This is a genomic window from Mucilaginibacter sp. P2_A5 (assembly GCF_056404995.1).
The window spans coordinates 108,070-126,098 of record NZ_JBFUCY010000017.1 but is presented as its reverse complement, the minus strand read 5'-3'; the positions used below and the strand labels follow the sequence as shown (position 1 = coordinate 126,098).

Here is an 18,029-nt window from a genome sequence, read left to right as displayed (position 1 = left end):
ATATGGAAGATAATAAGATACAAGATTTAAAATCACCCTCTTTGGCTCCCCCTTCAGGGGGCGGGGGGGGCGTTCACGTTTTTGCCCCGGCAACGGTTGCCAACGTAGTTTGCGGCTTTGATGTGCTGGGCTTTGCCGTTAACGAACCCGGCGACGAAGTGATTATGCGGATGACCAATAAACCGGGCATTACCATCAGCAAAATTACCGGCGATGACGGCAGGTTGCCAATGGATCCTGCTAAAAATACAGTGAGTGTGAGCGTTCAGCATTATTTGCAGAGTGTTGGCCGTACCGATGTTGGATTGGATATCGAACTGCATAAAAAAATGCCGATAGGTAGCGGGCTTGGTTCAAGCTCGGCCAGTACGGTGGCCGGTTTGTTTGCTATTAAAACCTTGTTAGGCGATAATAGCGATCCGGCAAAATTGTTGCCCTTTGCTATGAAGGGCGAGGAAATGGCCTGCGGTCATGGCCATGCAGACAATGTTGCCCCGGCATTGTTGGGCGGTTTTGTACTTATCCGCAGTTATGAACCTTTGGATGTAGTGCGTTTGCCGCACCCGGCTGGCTTGTGGTGCGCCATCGTGTTCCCTGATGTAGATGTGCCTACAAGGGAAGCCCGCCAGATAATCCGTAAAAACATCCAGATGAAAGATGCAGTAACTCAATGGGGTAATATAGCCGGGCTGGTGAGCGGTTTGTTTATGAACGATATTGACCTGATGGGCCGCAGCATGAAGGATGTGTTGGTTGAACCGGTACGTTCCATGCTGATACCTGATTTTTACAAAATGCGCGAAATGGCCATGGAGTTGGGTGCCGTGAGCTTTGGTATCTCCGGCTCTGGCCCTTCTGTTTTTGCATTCACAAAAGATGAGGATACGGCGCACCGTATAACCCAAAAATTGCAGCATCATTTAACCGGTTTAAAAATAGGCTCTAATGGCTATGTATCAACTATAAATGATGCCGGGCCAAGGGTGCTGGGATAAGTCAAAAGTAAAAATTCAAAAGTAAAAAACTTACCCGTCATTGCGAGGTACGAAGCAATCCCTAACTATACAAAGAAACTTGCATGGTTGATCTGCACATCGGGGATTGCTTCGTACCTCGCAATGACGAGGGCAAAAAAATAAATCCGAAATCGAACATCCGAATTCCAAAATCAAAATGAAACTCTACAGTACCAATAACATTCAATCAGAAGTATCTTTTAAAGATGCGGTTTTTAACAGCATGCCGCAGGATAAGGGTTTATATATGCCTATCAGCATCCCGCGTTTGAGCGACGATTTTATCAATAACCTTGACAAGCACACCCTGCCCGAAATTGCTTTTGAAGTGGCTAAAAATCTTTTAGGTGATTCTATGCCGGCAGATGACTTAAAGGCTTTGATTGATGATGCCATCAATTTTGATGCGCCTGTTGTAAAGCTGGATGATAATGTGCACGTGCTGGAACTTTTCCACGGGCCATCTTTGGCATTTAAAGATTTTGGTGCCCGTTTCATGAGCCGTGTAATGAGCTACTTTTTAGAAGAAGGTGAAAAACAATTGGATGTATTAGTCGCAACGAGCGGCGATACCGGCGGTGCCGTTGCCCTGGGCTTTTTAGGCGTTCCAAATACAAGGGTTACTATCCTTTATCCCAAGGGCAAAGTAAGCGGCGTACAGGAGCAGCAATTAACTACAAACGGGCAAAATATTCGCGCCCTTGAAGTTGATGGTACGTTTGATGATTGCCAGGCTTTGGTTAAACAAGCGTTTACCGATCCCGAACTGAACGAAAAATTCCGCCTGACATCGGCCAACTCTATTAACATCGCGCGTTTGGTGCCGCAAACCTTTTACTACTTTAACGCTTACGCGAAGTTGCTAAGGCAGGGTGTTAAAAAGGTAATCTTCTCGGTACCAAGTGGAAACTTTGGTAATATAGGCGCTGGTTTATTGGCCTGGAAAATGGGTTTACCTGTAGAGCAGTTTATTGCGGCGACCAACGCCAACGACACTGTCCCTGAGTTTTTAAAAACAGGCATTTATCAGCCAAAACCATCTGTAGCAACCTTATCAAACGCTATGGATGTGGGCAACCCAAGCAATTGGGTACGCATTGCCGATTTGTTTAAAACAGATATGGATGAGCTGAAGAAATTGGTGATTGGCTTCACTTACAACGATGATGAAACCGTAAAAGCCATCAATTGGGTATTTGATACTTATGGCTATGTAGTTTGCCCGCATACCGCTATAGCCTGGCAGGCACTCACCGATTACCAACACGATAATGCCAGCGCAGATACAGCCGGTGTGTTTTTATCGACAGCTCACCCTTGTAAATTTCCTGATGTTTTTAGCGATGAAATAACCGCTAAAATTGATGTGCCGGCACAGGTGAAAGAGTTGGAATCAAAAACAAAATTGGCGATATCTATCAGCAAGGATTTTGAAGATTTTAAAGGCTATTTGCTGAAAGCTAAGTAAAAAGCGCTTAGACTTCCGAAGTTTTAAAACGGCGAAGCCCTCAACGGGGCCAAACCAATATTATCGAGTTAAACTTCGGAAGTCTTGTTATTCATTCGTCAATTTTGCTATTCGTAGTTATATTTGATCTGTGAAAATTACTTCAATGCGCAACAAAAAAAACATCATTCTTTTTTGTTTAATTACGCTGTCGTTTGCGGCCTGTAAAAGTCATTCTAAATTTAACCGGGACGATTGGAACGATGGCGATGGCCTTACATTTAGCTACCGCGATGGCATGGTTGACGATTTGCTGCAAAACTACAAACTCAAAGGGTTGAAATACCAGGAAGTGATCCACCTGTTGCACCGCCCGCAGCAAAGCAATAAAAGCGAGATGATTTACGAAATTGAGGAGCTAAGGAAGCCGGGGAAACCGTTCTATGTTAAACAGCTTATCCTATCCCTTAAAGATTCTGTGGTAACCGATGCTAAAATTTACGAGCATACTGACAAGAAATGATCAACACCATCATATTTGACCTTGGCGCAGTTTTGATTGACTGGAACCCGCACTACGTTTACAAAACAATATTTGACGACGAGCAGGAAATGCACAATTTCCTGGCCAATGTTTGTACATCCGACTGGAACGAAGAACAGGATGCCGGCCGCTCGTTACAAGAGGGTACCGATTTGCTGGTAGCCCGGTTTCCGGAGCATGAGGCCAATATCAGGGCGTTTTATGGCCGGTGGATAGAGATGCTGGGTGAGCCTTTTCATGGAACTGTCGAACTGTTTAGACAGTTAAAGGCGAGTAATAAATACAAGATCTATGCGCTCACCAATTGGTCGGCAGAGACGTTTCCTTTTGCACAGGCCCGTTTTGATTTCTTGAACTGGTTTGATGGCGTAGTAGTATCTGGTACCGAAAAAATGCGTAAGCCGGCACCGGAATTTTACCAGATGTTGCTTGACCGGTACAATGTTAACCCTGCTGAGGCTTTATTTATTGACGATAACTATCGCAATGTGCTGGCTGCAGAGAAGATGGGTATCAAAACAATCCATTTTAAATCGGAGGAAGAGTTATCGGTGGAACTGACCGAACTGGACATATTATAAAAGCCTATCCCAGGAACCCGGCATACTCCTATTAAACTTATTTTTGGTTATTGTTACTCTTCGCCCTGGTGTTTTTCCTGCCATTGCCTGGTGAACGATTTTTCGGCAACTTCGGGCATTTCCCTTAAATGGCCCCAGGTGTTTTTAAAGAAAAAACGAAGGAAGATGTTTTTCATTTTGCCGCCAAAAAAATCTGTAAGGCTGCGTTTCAGCATCCCTTTTTTCCAGATGGCCCAGCCCCAACGCTCTTTGGCGGTTACCAGGCCCTCGTTAACCGCGTCGCGGCGGTTAAGCAGCAGCATTTTGTGAATATCTATCTTCACCGGGCAAACCTCGGTGCAACGGCCGCAAAGGCTTGATGCATAGCTCAGGTGTTTAAACTCCTCCATACCATCGGTATGCGGCGTTATAATAGCGCCAATAGGGCCGCTATAAGTAGTGTTATAAGTGTGGCCACCCACATTCTGGTAAACCGGGCATACGTTAAGGCAGGCGCCACAACGAATGCAATACAAACCTTGCCGTTGCTCTTTTTGGGCCAACAGGTTGGTGCGGCCGTTATCAAGCAGTACCACGTACATTTCTTCGGGCCCATCGGTTTCATTAGCCTGGCGCGGGCCGCTTAATATGGTATTGTAAACGGTAAGGTTTTGCCCGGTGCCGTGCGTTGACAGCATTGGCCAAAATAAATCAAGATCGGTTATAGAAGGGATAATTTTTTCTATACCCACCACCGCGATGTGAATTCTCGGGAAAGTGGTACACAAGCGGGCATTTCCTTCATTTTCGCTGATGGCTACGCTGCCCGTATCGGCCAGCAGGAAGTTGGCGCCGGTTATGCCAACATCGGCCTGCAGGTATTTGTCCCGTAGTAATTCCCGCGCTTTGAGGGTTAACTGTTCGGGCGTAGCATCCAATGGTGTTCCGAAATGCTGGTTAAACAGTTTGGCAATATCCTCCTTGCTCAGGTGCATTGCCGGGGTAACAATATGGTAAGGTGCTTGCCCTAATAGCTGTACAATGTATTCGCCAAGGTCGGTTTCTAATGATTCAATGTGGTTTTCCTTCAAAAATTCATTCAGGTGAATTTCTTCAGTTACCATCGATTTGGATTTTACAACCGTTTTGGCTTTTGCTTTTTGAATGATGTTCAGGATTTCGCGGTTGGCTTCTTCGGCATCATTGGCCCAGATAACTTTGCCACCCCTGCGCTGGAAATTGGCTTCAAACTCGGGCAAAAACTTGTCCAGGTTTTCCATCACCTTCCACTTGATCACATGACCTTTTTTCTTGGCGTTATCCAAATTTGCTATGCGCGATATGCCGCTTGCAGCCGCCGCGTTGTACTTATCAATACTGTTATTGATAATACGGCGGTGGTCTGCATCAAATACCTTCTCCTCTGATGCAACCAAAAATTCCTCGGCGGTGCTTCCCATATATGCGAATTTAGGGATTTTAGTGAGAAGTTGATTAGGTGAGGGGTTGGATTAGGTTGATTAAGTTGAAAAAATAAATTGATAAAACAAAAACCGCCATTGTTCCATTCCTGGCAATGACGGTTTTTGTTTTTATGTAGCTTCAGATTAAGATTAACTATTTCAACTCAATCAACCCAATCTAACTCAATCAACTATTTAGCCCCATCAACAACCGGTTTTTTATCACGATTGGCTAAGTCCCAACCGGTGTAAAATACCAATTGCGCGCGTTTGGCCAGTAAAGGGAAGTTAATTTTGCTTACTTCATCGCCTGGCTGGTGGTAATCGGCATGTACGCCGTTGAAGTAGAATATGATGGGCACCCCATGTTTTGCAAAATTATAATGATCGCTGCGGTAGTAAAAGCGGTTAGGGTCGTTAGGATCATCATATTTATAATCCAGTTTCAAATGGGTATAAGTATTGTTGGCTTTTTCGCCAATATCATGTAGATCCTTGCTCAACATAGCCGAGCCAATAGAGTATACATAATTTGCCGAATCGGGTTTGCCGATGTACTCCTCGCCTACACGGCCAATCATATCAATATTTAAATCGGTGATGGTATTGGCCAACGGATAAATAGGATGATCGGTATAATATTCAGAACCCAGCAAGCCTTTTTCTTCGCCAACGTTACCTAAAAACAGAATGCTGCGGCGCGGGCCGTGGCCTTGTTTTTTTGCTTTCGAAAAGGCCCGTGCAATTTCAAGCATACCGGTAGTGCCCGAACCATCGTCATCAGCGCCGTTATTTATCTTGTCTTTAGCATTTGGATCGGTTTCTAACCCAATATGGTCATAATGAGCAGAGAATACCAGCACCTCATTTTTTAAATCGGTGCCTGGCATAAAGCCCACAACGTCAACAGCTTTAACATCGGTACGGTCATTTGAAAAATTGGCTGTAAAATCGGCTTTTGTGGTTACAATAGGTGTAGTAGCGGCGGCGGCTTTTAAATCGCCGTAGGTTTTTCCGGTTGATTTTACCAGCTCATCGGCTATCGCAGTAGTTACATGAAAAACAGGCACTCCTGCATTGGCTTTAGCTGCATCTTCTTTGATAGTTAAACGCGGGCTTGCAATACTCCTGCCGAATCGTTTAAGTAAAGCAGTTAAATCGCCGTTGGCGGCCAAAATAATTGCAGGTTTTTTGCTTTGCAGGTTGGCAAATACTTTTAAACGCGCGGTGGTCATGCGTACGGCCACATTTGGTGTTTTACCTTCTTCGGGTTTATCCTCGTTTATCCACAATACAACCTTGCCCGCAAGATCAGTCGATCCGATTTCGCTTTCGGTGCCGAAGCCTACAAATACGACTTCGCTGCCGCTTACGTTTTTATCAGGAACAGTGCCGTTAGGTATAAAATCCTGCCCTAAAACAAATGGTTTGCCATTAACAGTAAAGGCCGATACTTTTAACGCGCTTTGCACAAGTGGCACGTTAAAGAAATACGATCCGTTTACCGGTGCCTTTAGCCCTAATTTTTTAAATTCGCCGGCAATGTAGTTTGCGGCTTTCTCGGCACCCGGCTTGCCCGTTTCCCGGCCTTCAAATTCGTCAGATGCCAGGATACTCAGGTGGCGTTTGGCATCCTTGGCCGTAATCAGCTTTCCATACTTCATGGCAGTAGGGTTTTGCTGCGCACAGGCATTAACTGCTATCGCAGCAGAAAATGCCAGTAATGTTACTTTTTTCATGTATGATAATTAATTAAGTCAGTTTTTCTTTTAGTATCAAGTAGCGAGTATCAAGTATCAAGACTGCTGCTGCTTCTTTAGTATCAAGTAGCAAGTATCGAGTATCAAGACTCCTGCTGCTTATTTAGTGTCAAGTAGCGAGTATCAAGTATCAAAAACGCTGTCGGTGTTTGATTTATCGGCGTAAAAGGTTTTCTACCTTTCGCCTTTTACCTTTACCCTTTCACCTAATTTACCGTTTCGCTTAAAATTAGCAGGAAATTTTCCCTACCCTGGTAGCGTGGCGGCCGCCTTCAAATTCGGTGGTAAAAAATGCTTCAACAATTTTTTTGGCTTCATCGATGCTGATGAAGCGGGCGGGGATACATACAATATTGGCATTATTGTGACTACGGGCCAGTACAGCAAGTTCTTCGTTCCAGCAGATGGCGGCGCGGATGCCCTGGTGTTTGTTGGCTGTAATGGCTACGCCGTTGGCGCTGCCGCAAACCAGGATCCCCAAATCGCATTCGCCACTTTCAACTGCCGATGCTACGGGATGGGCAAAGTCGGGGTAATCAACCGAAGAGCTTGAATATGTTCCGAAATCTTTTAGCTGATCAGCCGGAATACCGGCGGATAAAGCTTGTTTATAATCAAAGCCGGCATGATCGGCGCCAATAGCAATTTTAGGCCCTTTTTTCATCGTTAATAATTTTTTTTGCAAAGGTGCAATAAATGCGCAAATTTCAAATGTGCGGATATGCAGATTATTTGAGGGGTGTGAGGATTGTTACAAAGCTGTAGATGTGCAGTAGATGTGCAAATTTCAAATGTGCAGATATGCAGATTTTTTTGGGTTCTTTACAAGGCGGTTGAGCATATACCGTTCCACCGGAACGCATGGAGCGCCCGGAACGCCTTGGAACACATTGGCATTGATAGTCAATGCTTTAGGTATTGTCAAAATACAACATGGAACACTTTGCTGCTGATAGTCAGGAGCTTAACAAAGTGGTCAGTGTTTCCATTTGCCGGGGTTTTTAGTACAAAACGCCTTTAAAAAGGCTATACCACCTTATCCTTGCAGCGTTCTATTACTTCTATATAGTAGTTTTCGTAAAGGGGGAGTATAGTTGCAAGGTCGAATTGTTTGGCACGGGCAAGGGCGTTATTTTTAAAGGTTTCCAGGCGGGCTTCATCTTCCAGGATGTATATGGCCCGTTCGGCCATCCCATCTACATCGCCTACGTTGTTCAAAAAGCCGGTTTCGCCGTCAATATTTAACTCGGGCAAACCACCGGCGTTACTGCTTATCACCGGTACTTTACAGGCCATTGCCTCCAGCGCTGCCAAACCAAAACTCTCGGATTGTGACGGCATCAGGAACAAATCGGCTACCGAAAGGATCTCCTCTATGGCATCCTGTTTGCCCAAAAAGCGTACATTGTCTGTAACGCCAAGGTCGCGGCACAGCTGCTCGCAGCCAGAGCGTTCGGGGCCGTCGCCCACCATAAGCAATTTTGAGGGAATGGTTTTAACTACCTGGGCAAATATTTTCACTACATCTTCGGTGCGCTTTACTTTGCGGAAGTTGGAGGTATGCACCAGTATCTTTTCACCCGAAGGGGCTATGGCTTTTTTGAAGTGGTCTTTTGCTTTAAGGCTGAAACGGTTTAAATCGATAAAGTTTGGGATCACCTTAATATCGTTCTCTATCTCGAAAAACTGATAGGTATCCTCTCTCAGGTTTTGCGATACGGCAGTTACCCCGTCAGACTTGTTTATCGAGAAGGTAACCACCGGTTTAAATGTGCGGTCTTTGCCAACCAACGTAATATCGGTACCATGCAGTGTTGTAACAACCGGGATATAAATGCCATAAGTAGCCAGGATTTGTTTGGCCATAAATGCTGCCGAAGCATGCGGGATAGCGTAGTGTACATGCAGTATATCCAGTTGTTCGTGGCGTACCACATCAACCAAACGGCTGGCCAGCGCCAGTTCATACGGCGGAAAATCAAACAGTGGGTAATTGCTTACCGATACCTCGTGGTAAAACAGGTTTTCGGAAAAAAGGTCTAACCGTGCGGGCTGGTTATAGGTAACAAAATGTACCTGGTGACCGCGATCTGCAAGGGCTTTACCAAGTTCAGTAGCAACAACCCCGCTTCCGCCAAAGGTTGGGTAACAAACAATTCCGATCTTCATTGATGTGGGATAATTCTCCGCAAGTTTAACAGCAATTTATGGCAAATGTGTTAACACTGTGTAAAATGATTCGAATTCGGGATATTGAATTTGGCAGGTTATTGCAACCGTGCTATCTAATCAGCATCGCTTTTTCCGTTGCTGATTTTTGTTCCGAAACCGGCACATCAATCAATCATTTGCACAGCTGAAACGGCGAAGCCCTCAACGAAGTTAATCCTCATATCTGCACATTTACTTGGTATACCTGTTAATAATATCCACAATCACTTTGTTTTTTTGTAATTGGGGCAGGTAATCAAATAAAATATAGTGCTTTTCCGGGTCGCTGGTCAGGGCCATTTCCAGGTGGTTTAGCGCTTCGTTGTATTCGCCTTTGGCAAATAGGTAGGCAACCATCCTGTAGTACAGCTCTGCAGCTTCGGGGTTGTTTTTTATGGCTTGTGATATAATCTCGATAGCGCCAACCAAACGTTGCTGCTCATATAATATAGATGAATAATCAAGCCAGGCATCAATATCCAGCGGGTTTAGCTCAACCACTTTTTCGTAAGCTTGTTCGGCTTCGGTCATGTGTCCCAGTTTGTACTCGGCATCGGCAATGGCAAACCAGTAGTCGGCATTGGCAATATCCAAATCAAGCGCTTTTTTGTAAAAGTGCAGGGCTTCAAAATAGCGCTCCTCAAAATCAAGCGTAACCCCGATACCAAACCAGGCATCGGCCAGTTTAGGGTCCATTTTTACCGATTTTTTATAAAATGCACGGGCATCATCCATCTGCTCCAGCTTTTCGTAGCATTCGCCTATGGCGCAATAAGTATCGGCATTAGGCTGCTCATACTCAAAGGTATGGCGGTATACTTCAATAGCTTCGGCATATTTTTCCAGGTTAACCAGGGCGTTACCCTTGTTAAAGTAGGCCGATGCAAAGCTATCTTTAATCAGGATGGCATAGTCATACGCATCAATGGCTTTTTCAAACAAGCTCAATTTAGTATAAGCGTTGCCCAGGTTATACCATGCGGCATAGCTATACGGCTCGTTATCAATATACTGCTGATAAAACTGTACGCTTTCCTGCTGGTTGTCCATTACATCATAGCAAAAAGCCAGTTCATAAAGGGCATCCTGGTTTTCCATATTTTGCTTAAGGCAAAGCTTAAGGTAGCTTATGGCGGTATCATAATCGCCCATGTTTTGGTAAACGTAGGCTATATGCAGCAGTATTTCGTCGGTTTCTTCGGCCAGGCCAAGGGCTTTTTCGTAATTTTCCAGGGCCTCGCTAAAGCGCTCCATACTCTCATACAGGTTACCGCGAATAATGTAAATGTCGGCATCCGAGGCCTCCAGCATAGCGGCTTTTTCAAGCGCGGCAAAAGCTTCGGGCACCTTATTGCCTACTACCAGCAACTGGGCCTGTTTAATTAAAAATACCGCTGCAAATGGGTGCTGGTTACGCGCATACTCTGCTACCTGTAACGCCCTGGCCGGATCATTCTTTTCGATGTAATAGTCGATAATGTTCTCAAACGCCTGGGCATCAAAAAAGTACTGGTCCTGATTTCGAATCATTTCCTCGTACCGTTCTACCGAAAATTTGGGATCTTCAGTAAAACCAAATTCAAATTCTTCTTCCATTCAATTTTGTTTGCAGAACATCCGCTTTAGGTTAACAATTGCAATTGTCTTGTAAAGACTTATTGAAGTCAAAATACAAATAAGTAAGCAACCAATTTGCAAATAAGTTTTCAACATTCGCACATTGTTAACAAACGTTAATTACAATGCATTGATAATTAACGCCAATCATTAAAAACCGGCAATTCAAAAAATTGCTTCAAAGATTTCTACCTTTGACAAAAGTAACAATTATGGGCCTTGAAATAACAGATATTTTAAAACGTTTACATATAAACGATGTAAATGATGCTTTTAGTACAGGCGGCAGCTGGGGCAGCAGCGCCGGGGCAACAATAAAAGCTATTACATCGCCGGTTGACGGCCAAAAAATAGCTTCGGTTAAATTTGCTACCGAAGCCGATTATAACCAGGTAGTTGAGCAGGCTGCCAAAGCATTTAAAACCTGGCGTACAACGCCGGCCCCCAAGCGCGGCGAGGTAGTGCGCCAGATAGGCGAGGCCTTGCGTGCGAATAAACAGGACCTGGGCACCCTTGTATCCTACGAAATGGGTAAAAGCCTGCAGGAAGGCCTGGGCGAAGTGCAGGAAATGATTGATATTGCCGATTTTGCAGTGGGCTTAAGCCGCCAGTTGTATGGCTTAACTATGCACAGCGAAAGGCCAGAGCACCGCATGTATGAACAATACCATCCGCTGGGCATTGTGGGCATTATATCGGCATTTAACTTCCCGGTAGCCGTTTGGAGCTGGAACTCCCTGCTGGCCATGGTTTGCGGCGATGTGTGCATATGGAAACCATCCGAAAAAACGCCTTTAACGGCTATTGCCTGTCAGCATATAGCACAGGAGGTTTTAAAAAGGAATAACATAGCCGATGGCGTATTGAATTTAATTAACGGCGACCGCAATATTGGCGAACTGATGGCCAATGATACCCGCATCCCGTTGGTATCAGCCACCGGATCAACCCGGATGGGCAAAGCCGTTAGCGCTGCTGTTGGAGCACGGCTGGGCAAAAGCCTGCTGGAGCTGGGTGGTAACAACTCCATTATCATCAGCGAAAATGCCGACCTGGATATGTCATTAATTGGTGCTGTATTTGGCGCAGTTGGCACCGCAGGGCAGCGCTGCACCAGTACACGCAGGCTCATCATCCACGAAAGTGTTTATGAAGCCTTTAAACAAAAACTAATAAGCGCTTACGGCCAGATCCGGATTGGCAACCCTTTGGATGAACACAACCACATGGGGCCGCTGATTGATACCGGCGCGGTAGCGCTATACCTTGATTCGATTGAAAAATGCAAAGCCGAAGGCGGGAACTTTGTAGTAGAAGGCGGTAAGCTGGAAGGTGAAGCCTATATATCCGGCTGTTATGTAAAGCCTTGTATTGCCGAGGTAGAAAACCACTACAAAATTGTACAGCACGAAACCTTTGCCCCGATACTGTATTTAATTAAATATTCCACCATCGAAGAAGCCATCGAATTGCAAAATGGCGTGCCGCAGGGGCTATCATCGGCTATTATGACTAATAATTTACGCGAGGCAGAACAATTTTTATCCTACGCTGGTTCTGATTGTGGAATTGCCAACGTAAACATTGGTACATCAGGTGCCGAAATAGGCGGCGCCTTTGGCGGAGAAAAGGAAACCGGCGGCGGCCGCGAATCGGGATCTGATGCATGGAAAGTTTACATGAGGCGACAAACCAATACTATTAATTATTCAAAAACGTTGCCTTTAGCCCAGGGGATCAAATTCGACCTCTAATTTTTTTATTTTCTAAAACTTGTACATGTTCAATTTTCGCCCATTTATTTTCAACGCTCTTTTATTTTCGGCAATAACAATAACCATCCCGGCATTGGCACAGGAGCCTATGCCAAAGCGGGAGCCCGAACCGCCGAAACATTGGCAGTTGATGGATCTTAAAACCGATGGCTATTTTGGCATCAGTTTAAAACAGGCCTATCTTTTTGTAAAAGGCAAACAAAGTAAAACGGTGGTAGTAGCAACTTTAGATAGCGGTATTGATACCGCGCAAAAAGACCTGAAAAGTATTTTATGGGTAAATAAAAAAGAGGTTCCGGGTAATGGCATTGATGACGACCATAACGGGTATGTGGATGATATACATGGCTGGAATTTTTTAGGCGGCCCGGGCGGTAAAGCCGACTTTAACGAAACTACCGAAGAGGTACGTGAGTACAATAAGCTAAAAGCTAAGTATGCAAATGCTGCCGATAGCACAGCCACCAACAAAAAAGAATATGCCTATTGGCAGCGTGTTAAAACTATTTACGATACAACCGTGAATAAAGCAGCTACCGAAACAGCGCAGCTGCAACCTATTATGAACGCCCTGATGGCAACCAGCGGATACATTAAGCAATCGCTAAAAATTGGGGCAAACGGCACTTTTAGAGAAACGGACCTGGTTAAAATTAAAACCACCAATGATACTTTAAGCCAGAGCAAATATGTATGGGCAACCATATTTTCGCAGGAGGGCGGCAATAAAACCAATGCCGAGATTATTAAAGATTTGAGTGAATACCTGGCCAAGCTAAACAACGATCTAGCGCCCGACCTTGAAGCCCGGAAAAGAATTGTTGGCGATAATGTAGATAGCATGGATCATAAGCCTTACGGTAATAACCTGTTGAAATTTGCCGATGCATCGCACGGAACAGGGGTTGCCGGGCTTATTGCCGCTATACGCAATAACGGTTACGGCATAAACGGCGTTGCCGACAATGTGCGCATTATGGCCGTTAAAACGGTGCCCAATGGCGATGAGTACGATAAAGATGTTGCCAACGCCATCCGCTACGCGGTTGATAACGGGGCAAAAATTATCAACATGAGCTTTGGTAAAAAACTATCGCCGCATAAGGAATGGGTTGATGAAGCCATTAAATACGCGGCATCAAAAGATGTGTTATTGGTGTTGGCCGCCGGCAACGATAATGACGATATGGATAAAGACCCTGATTATCCGAATGATCTATTCCTCGATGGCTCATCAACCGATGCGGATAACATGATCAATGTAGGCGCCTCCGCAGCTAAATTGAATGATCACCTGGCGGGCGATTTTAGTAACTATGGCAAAAAGATGGTGGATGTTTTTGCACCCGGTGTAAAGGTTACCACCGTTGATACCGATGCCGAATTTAATACCGAAGATGGCACAAGCTTTTCGGCACCCATAACATCAGGCATCGCGACACTTTTGCTGGAATACTATCCAAACCTGAGCGCCAAACAATTAAAACAGGTGATCCTGGCATCGGCCACGCCATTAACCGGCACCATGGTTTATAAACCCGGCAGCAAAACCGAAAAAGTTGATTTTACTACCCTTAGCAAAACCGGCGGCATTGTAAATGCCTACAAAGCATTGCAAATAGCGGCGACATTGCAGGGCGAACGGAAATAGAAAAATTGCCCGCCTGATAAGAGCGGCGGATAGAAAGAATATAAAACTATATCACTGCCCGCTATTAATTGGCGGCATAAAAAATCCGTCATTGCGAGTGAGTATCAGGTAAAACCAGAAAAAAATGGGGATGACGTGTTGGTTCCAGAGCATCACAACAACTATGTCATTGCGAGCGATAGCGTGGCAATCGCGGACTGTGCAGGTCCGCCATACATAGTTCGCGATTGCTTCGTACCTCGCAATGACATGGTTTATAGGGCATTAATTAAATTTCGTTGCACGTCATAACGATTTTTCGTGTTTTACCTGATAGGTGCTCACAATGAGGCATAACATCCGAAAATCCTTACTCCGAAAAACTACTTCTTCTTATCGGCATTAATGGGTTTTACCACGTTGCTTTTGCCCGATTGATAATCAGATGGTGCTTTTTTGCTGCCTTCGGCGGCTGGTTTTTTCTTTTCTTTTACGGCTTGTCTGTCCTTGCTCATGGTAATTCAGTTTGATATGTGTTGGTAGATAGCAGGTACGCAAAATTGGTAACCTGGTTTAATTTGTATTGAAAATGGTTGTTGGCAGGCGCGTGTTTTGCCCCGGCAGTCAAAGGAAGAAAATGGAATTGCATTATTTTTTAAAACGCTTATCTTTGGGCGAATTGTTAAAGCAATTAATTAAAGGTAGTTGTTTTTAATAATATAAAGCGTTCCGGGAGATTTTAAATATCAAAAAACTGTATAAATGTTTAACTTTGACACAGTTTTTGAGATACATACATTAATATAAATACAACACAACAATAGCTACAAAAATGAAAAGCTTCATTCCTACAACAACTTATGCAGTTTTAAATTATGTAATTGCCTTATTACTAATTTCGACACTGTGGACATTTGATACCTTGCACATTGGCGGCGCGGCGTTATTTTTGCCGTTAATTATAGGATGGTTACAACTGATCATGGCTATTTTTGCCGATAACAAACTGGGCTTTTTAAAAGTATTCCCGATGAGCATGCACAATGTGAACGATGTGATTATGGGCTCGTTTTTAATGTGCTCGCCATGGGTATATGATTTTCATTCAACAATCTGGATTCCGCAGGTACTTTTTGGTGGTGCATTGTTCATTATGGGTATTTTTACCCAGGGTTCTCCATTACTTAATAAAGAGCATAAATTACAGCAAGGCGGTCTTACATCAACAGATTCATTGTAAGCCTACCCGGCCATAGGATATTAATAAAAAAGGGGCGCAATTTGCGCCCCTTTTTTATTAAGGTTAAAATTACAGATATATCCGATACTAAAGATTACCCCTAAAATTTGTAGTCTAATGATAATCGGCCTGCTTTGATGAAGTGTTTAAAACACTTCGTTAAGCCCTAAAAAGAAGCCGTTGGAGCCGTAGCTGCCGCGGGCATAATCAAAACACATGTTTGATCGGGTAAACTTATTAAACAGCAGCCTTAACCCAAAACCCGCACCCGGCTCCCAGTGCCTGAATAATTTGATATCCCGCTGGTTATTGGCCGATTCGATGTTTACAAAAGTAACGCCGCTTAGCAACTTATTTTTAGTGAGGGGGAAACGGTATTCGGCTTCGTTGTACACAAAGGACGGCCCTTTAAACCTCCCGATTATAAATGCCCTGCCAATGCGTCCGTAAGCATCGCTTGCTGTGCCGGGCAGTTCAAGGTACGGCAACGATCCGCTGAGCAGGTAGTTGGCCCAGTGCCAAAAAGCCAGCACGTTTTCGGGATCGGTATCGCTCAGGCTCCAGTATTTCCTGAACTCGGCTTTCAGCTGCACGGCATTATGGTTACTGCCCAGCCAGCCCTGGTTTGTACGTAAAATTATATCGGCATAAACGCCTTTAAACGCCCTGTTGGGCTGATCGCGGCTGTTGTATTGAAAGTTTAACAGGATGCCGTTTGCATTGTATTTAAACGGGTAATAACCCTTGCGGATGCTATACCTGTAGTTGTGTGTTTCTTCAACCGGGATGCTCCTGCGGTTATCGTCAATATTATTGTAAAAGTTGAAGCTGAGGCCGGCCCCTACATAAATATGGTCGGTTATTTTACGGTATATCCGTTCGTTTATTTTTAAATAGGTATACCTGATAGGAAACTCATCGGGGTTGTCATCAAAATGCTGATCGCCCATATGGAAGGGGCCATCGCCAACACTGCGCCGCCCGGTGCCCAGGCCGTTATCTTTGGCTATGGTTTTGCCAACCTGTAAGGTGCCCTGCAGGTTCCAGATGTTTTTTGAAGTGAAGGCATTATGTTTAAACTCGAGCGTTGAAAGGCCGTTTGTTGAAATATAAGCCCCGGCATTCATTACAGATAATATGGTATTGTGCCTGTCGCCAAAGTATTTGCCCGCGGCCGATGTTGCCCCTATGGCAAAACCTACACTTGGATTGTAAGCGGCAGAAGGGAGCACCGCCCAAAAGAAGTTTTTTTCCTGCAGGCTGGTATCGGCAGTTGCCGGTTTTTTACTGCTGAAAAATGAATTCAAAAGACCATTGGCATCACTCTGGGTTTTTAACGAATCTTCTAAACTCATCCTGGCTTGCGCGCGAATGACGGTTGTAGTTAAAAGAAGAAAACATAGCGCAAGGGTAAACCTGCAAATGAGTGAAATCAATTTAGGGCATTAATTAGTTATGGCTAATATAAACTTATCATTTTGAAAGTGCGCATGTTATGGTACAATTTTGTTTTGTATATGAGTATACAACAGGCTTACGACCATCGGGTTTATAGCAAACCGGATTATGGGCAAAAACAGATGGTCCGGCTTGGTAGCGGACCATCTGTTTTTTATCTCGTTTAAAGCTTTAAATAATTTCGACAGATAAAATAAAACCCCTCATGTGCGTGAGCTGGATTGTAGTAGCTTTAAACTATTTAATATTGTAATTAAAAATCTCTGATTTTAAAATCACTTTGCCGCCGGTATTGGCATATACCGCTATTACACCTATGCCTTTAGCTACATAAAACTCCTGGGTAAACTGGGTTGTATAGGTACCATTAATTTTCACCTGCAATTCTACATTACTGTGGATGACGTTAGTATAGTTCTTTCCCAGGATTATACGAGAGATCCCTTTTTCGGCAATGGTGGTTTTTAAACGGGCGTCAACCTGGGTTTCGGCATCGCTTAAATCAAGGGCGGTTGTCCAGCTTGTGCCTGCGGCAACATTGTCGTTAAGGTAAGGCAGGTCAAATTGCTCATCCGTTTCATCATCAAGCTGAATGATGCTGTATACATGGTTTTCAAAATTGAGATAGGTTTTGGTGGTGCCATCGTTATCAACCGACTTTAATACATGATAATTTTTTGTGCCTATTTTTTTGATTTCGGCTGTCATCGTATTTTCGGTAGTATCAAGTGTTTGGGTATTATCGCCGGGGATGGGAGATATGTTTGTGTTGCGGTATTTCCAGGTTGAGCCGGTGGTTACCGGTTGGTAGGTATCGCCGCCGGTGTTATCTCCCGGTTTATTGTTGTTGTCTTTTTTGCAGGCGCTAAAAAATAAAGCAATTAATGTGGTTAAGGTTAAAAGTATCCTTTTCATTTTTTTCGTAAAATTAATTCATGACCGTTTACCGGCCGTTTTTATGGTAAATATTTATGTGTTAAAACAGGCAGCGGGGGCGCCTCCGTTTGCCGTGTGTGATGCCATTGACGTGTAAAATATCCGTTACGTTACAGCGGCCTGTAAATATTTTTTGGTGAGAACGCGTTTTTCGATGGGATACTTATATAACGGAAAGCTAATCCTGTGTTTTCAACTATCTGTTTATCAATTATTTATAGTAAACATGTTTAAACACGCGGCTTGTTTTAAAATTGATGGAATTTTTTTATTTTTTTTTAATAATTCATCATAACTGCTGCTCCGGCAGGATGAAGTAAAAGTGCAACAAGTTCATGATTTACTTTTACCCGGAAAATCCGTGTACTATTA

The 18,029-nt window shown here is 44.1% G+C and carries 16 protein-coding genes; 7 read left to right on the top strand and 9 right to left on the bottom strand.

The genetic code is table 11. The features are described 5' to 3' along the window. The first annotated feature begins 2 nt into the window (after positions 1-2). The 4 genes from AC1DXF_RS16560 to AC1DXF_RS16545 all read left to right on the top strand — a co-directional run bounded on the left by AC1DXF_RS16560 (position 3) and on the right by AC1DXF_RS16545 (position 3,588). Entirely contained in the window at positions 3-995 is a 993-nt protein-coding gene (locus AC1DXF_RS16560) for a homoserine kinase (protein WP_477449833.1), read from the top strand. A gap of 178 nt (positions 996-1,173) precedes the next feature. Then, positions 1,174-2,484 (top strand): threonine synthase, encoded by a 1,311-nt coding sequence (thrC, locus tag AC1DXF_RS16555; protein WP_477449832.1) that lies wholly within the window; start codon positions 1,174-1,176, stop codon positions 2,482-2,484. A gap of 145 nt (positions 2,485-2,629) precedes the next feature. Beyond that, a complete protein-coding gene (locus tag AC1DXF_RS16550) occupies positions 2,630-2,986 on the top strand; it encodes a hypothetical protein (RefSeq protein ID WP_477449831.1) in 357 nt (118 codons plus the stop codon). Next, positions 2,983-3,588, top strand: coding sequence for an HAD family hydrolase (locus AC1DXF_RS16545; protein ID WP_477449830.1), 606 nt, complete (start codon positions 2,983-2,985; stop codon positions 3,586-3,588). The genes AC1DXF_RS16550 and AC1DXF_RS16545 overlap by 4 nt, the downstream gene beginning before the upstream one ends. A gap of 53 nt (positions 3,589-3,641) precedes the next feature. Here the strand turns inward: AC1DXF_RS16545 and AC1DXF_RS16540 are convergent, their stop codons facing one another. From AC1DXF_RS16540 to AC1DXF_RS16520, 5 genes are all read right to left on the bottom strand, one after another. Continuing rightward, entirely contained in the window at positions 3,642-5,027 is a 1,386-nt protein-coding gene (locus AC1DXF_RS16540) for a LutB/LldF family L-lactate oxidation iron-sulfur protein (protein WP_477449829.1), read from the bottom strand. A gap of 194 nt (positions 5,028-5,221) precedes the next feature. Then, a complete protein-coding gene (locus AC1DXF_RS16535; protein WP_477449828.1) occupies positions 5,222-6,769 on the bottom strand; it encodes a M28 family peptidase in 1,548 nt (515 codons plus the stop codon). Positions 6,770-7,019: 250 nt separating this feature from the next. Further along, positions 7,020-7,454 carry a ribose 5-phosphate isomerase B gene (rpiB, locus tag AC1DXF_RS16530; RefSeq protein ID WP_477449827.1) on the bottom strand — a complete coding sequence of 145 codons (435 nt, stop codon included), beginning with the start codon at positions 7,452-7,454 and terminating at the stop codon, positions 7,020-7,022. A 362-nt stretch (positions 7,455-7,816) separates the two neighbouring features. After that, complete coding sequence (gene bshA, locus AC1DXF_RS16525) at positions 7,817-8,959, bottom strand: N-acetyl-alpha-D-glucosaminyl L-malate synthase BshA (RefSeq protein WP_477449826.1); 1,143 nt, start codon at positions 8,957-8,959, stop codon at positions 7,817-7,819. Between the two features lie 234 nt (positions 8,960-9,193). Next, positions 9,194-10,597 carry a tetratricopeptide repeat protein gene (locus AC1DXF_RS16520; protein ID WP_090638257.1) on the bottom strand — a complete coding sequence of 468 codons (1,404 nt, stop codon included), beginning with the start codon at positions 10,595-10,597 and terminating at the stop codon, positions 9,194-9,196. Between the two features lie 233 nt (positions 10,598-10,830). Here AC1DXF_RS16520 and amaB point away from each other — a divergent pair, with 233 nt between their 5' ends. After that, positions 10,831-12,372: an L-piperidine-6-carboxylate dehydrogenase gene (gene amaB / locus AC1DXF_RS16515; protein WP_477449881.1), complete on the top strand. Its 1,542-nt coding sequence runs from the start codon at positions 10,831-10,833 to the stop codon at positions 12,370-12,372. A gap of 25 nt (positions 12,373-12,397) precedes the next feature. Further along, entirely contained in the window at positions 12,398-14,044 is a 1,647-nt protein-coding gene (locus tag AC1DXF_RS16510; RefSeq protein ID WP_477449825.1) for a S8 family serine peptidase, read from the top strand. A gap of 362 nt (positions 14,045-14,406) precedes the next feature. Here the strand turns inward: AC1DXF_RS16510 and AC1DXF_RS16505 are convergent, their stop codons facing one another. Next, positions 14,407-14,538 carry a hypothetical protein gene (locus tag AC1DXF_RS16505; protein WP_255496172.1) on the bottom strand — a complete coding sequence of 44 codons (132 nt, stop codon included), beginning with the start codon at positions 14,536-14,538 and terminating at the stop codon, positions 14,407-14,409. Further along, a complete protein-coding gene (locus tag AC1DXF_RS16500) occupies positions 14,535-14,672 on the bottom strand; it encodes a hypothetical protein (RefSeq protein WP_477449824.1) in 138 nt (45 codons plus the stop codon). The genes AC1DXF_RS16505 and AC1DXF_RS16500 overlap by 4 nt, the downstream gene beginning before the upstream one ends. 183 nt (positions 14,673-14,855) lie before the next feature. On the opposite strand from AC1DXF_RS16500, the gene AC1DXF_RS16495 reads away from it, so the two are divergent. Beyond that, positions 14,856-15,263: an SPW repeat domain-containing protein gene (locus AC1DXF_RS16495; RefSeq protein WP_477449822.1), complete on the top strand. Its 408-nt coding sequence runs from the start codon at positions 14,856-14,858 to the stop codon at positions 15,261-15,263. 146 nt (positions 15,264-15,409) lie between these two features. Here the strand turns inward: AC1DXF_RS16495 and AC1DXF_RS16490 are convergent, their stop codons facing one another. Both AC1DXF_RS16490 and AC1DXF_RS16485 read right to left on the bottom strand, forming a co-directional pair. Beyond that, the gene (locus AC1DXF_RS16490) at positions 15,410-16,618 is read right to left on the bottom strand and encodes a BamA/TamA family outer membrane protein (protein ID WP_477449821.1); all 1,209 of its coding nucleotides are present in this window, start codon (positions 16,616-16,618) and stop codon (positions 15,410-15,412) included. A gap of 340 nt (positions 16,619-16,958) precedes the next feature. Beyond that, the gene (locus tag AC1DXF_RS16485; RefSeq protein WP_477449820.1) at positions 16,959-17,636 is read right to left on the bottom strand and encodes a hypothetical protein; all 678 of its coding nucleotides are present in this window, start codon (positions 17,634-17,636) and stop codon (positions 16,959-16,961) included. Between the last annotated feature and the right edge of the window lie 393 nt (positions 17,637-18,029).

Coding starts and splice junctions, on each gene's coding strand:
- AC1DXF_RS16485 (WP_477449820.1), bottom strand. CDS start 17,636: ATGAAAAGGATACTTTTAACCTTAACCACATTAATTGCTTTATTTTTT.
- AC1DXF_RS16505 (WP_255496172.1), bottom strand. CDS start 14,538: ATGAGCAAGGACAGACAAGCCGTAAAAGAAAAGAAAAAACCAGCCGCC.
- amaB (WP_477449881.1), top strand. CDS start 10,831: ATGGGCCTTGAAATAACAGATATTTTAAAACGTTTACATATAAACGAT.
- AC1DXF_RS16500 (WP_477449824.1), bottom strand. CDS start 14,672: ATGCAATTCCATTTTCTTCCTTTGACTGCCGGGGCAAAACACGCGCCT.
- AC1DXF_RS16560 (WP_477449833.1), top strand. CDS start 3: ATGGAAGATAATAAGATACAAGATTTAAAATCACCCTCTTTGGCTCCC.
- AC1DXF_RS16540 (WP_477449829.1), bottom strand. CDS start 5,027: ATGGGAAGCACCGCCGAGGAATTTTTGGTTGCATCAGAGGAGAAGGTA.
- AC1DXF_RS16550 (WP_477449831.1), top strand. CDS start 2,630: ATGCGCAACAAAAAAAACATCATTCTTTTTTGTTTAATTACGCTGTCG.
- thrC (WP_477449832.1), top strand. CDS start 1,174: ATGAAACTCTACAGTACCAATAACATTCAATCAGAAGTATCTTTTAAA.
- AC1DXF_RS16510 (WP_477449825.1), top strand. CDS start 12,398: ATGTTCAATTTTCGCCCATTTATTTTCAACGCTCTTTTATTTTCGGCA.
- AC1DXF_RS16490 (WP_477449821.1), bottom strand. CDS start 16,618: ATGAGTTTAGAAGATTCGTTAAAAACCCAGAGTGATGCCAATGGTCTT.
- AC1DXF_RS16545 (WP_477449830.1), top strand. CDS start 2,983: ATGATCAACACCATCATATTTGACCTTGGCGCAGTTTTGATTGACTGG.
- AC1DXF_RS16495 (WP_477449822.1), top strand. CDS start 14,856: ATGAAAAGCTTCATTCCTACAACAACTTATGCAGTTTTAAATTATGTA.
- AC1DXF_RS16535 (WP_477449828.1), bottom strand. CDS start 6,769: ATGAAAAAAGTAACATTACTGGCATTTTCTGCTGCGATAGCAGTTAAT.
- AC1DXF_RS16520 (WP_090638257.1), bottom strand. CDS start 10,597: ATGGAAGAAGAATTTGAATTTGGTTTTACTGAAGATCCCAAATTTTCG.
- bshA (WP_477449826.1), bottom strand. CDS start 8,959: ATGAAGATCGGAATTGTTTGTTACCCAACCTTTGGCGGAAGCGGGGTT.
- rpiB (WP_477449827.1), bottom strand. CDS start 7,454: ATGAAAAAAGGGCCTAAAATTGCTATTGGCGCCGATCATGCCGGCTTT.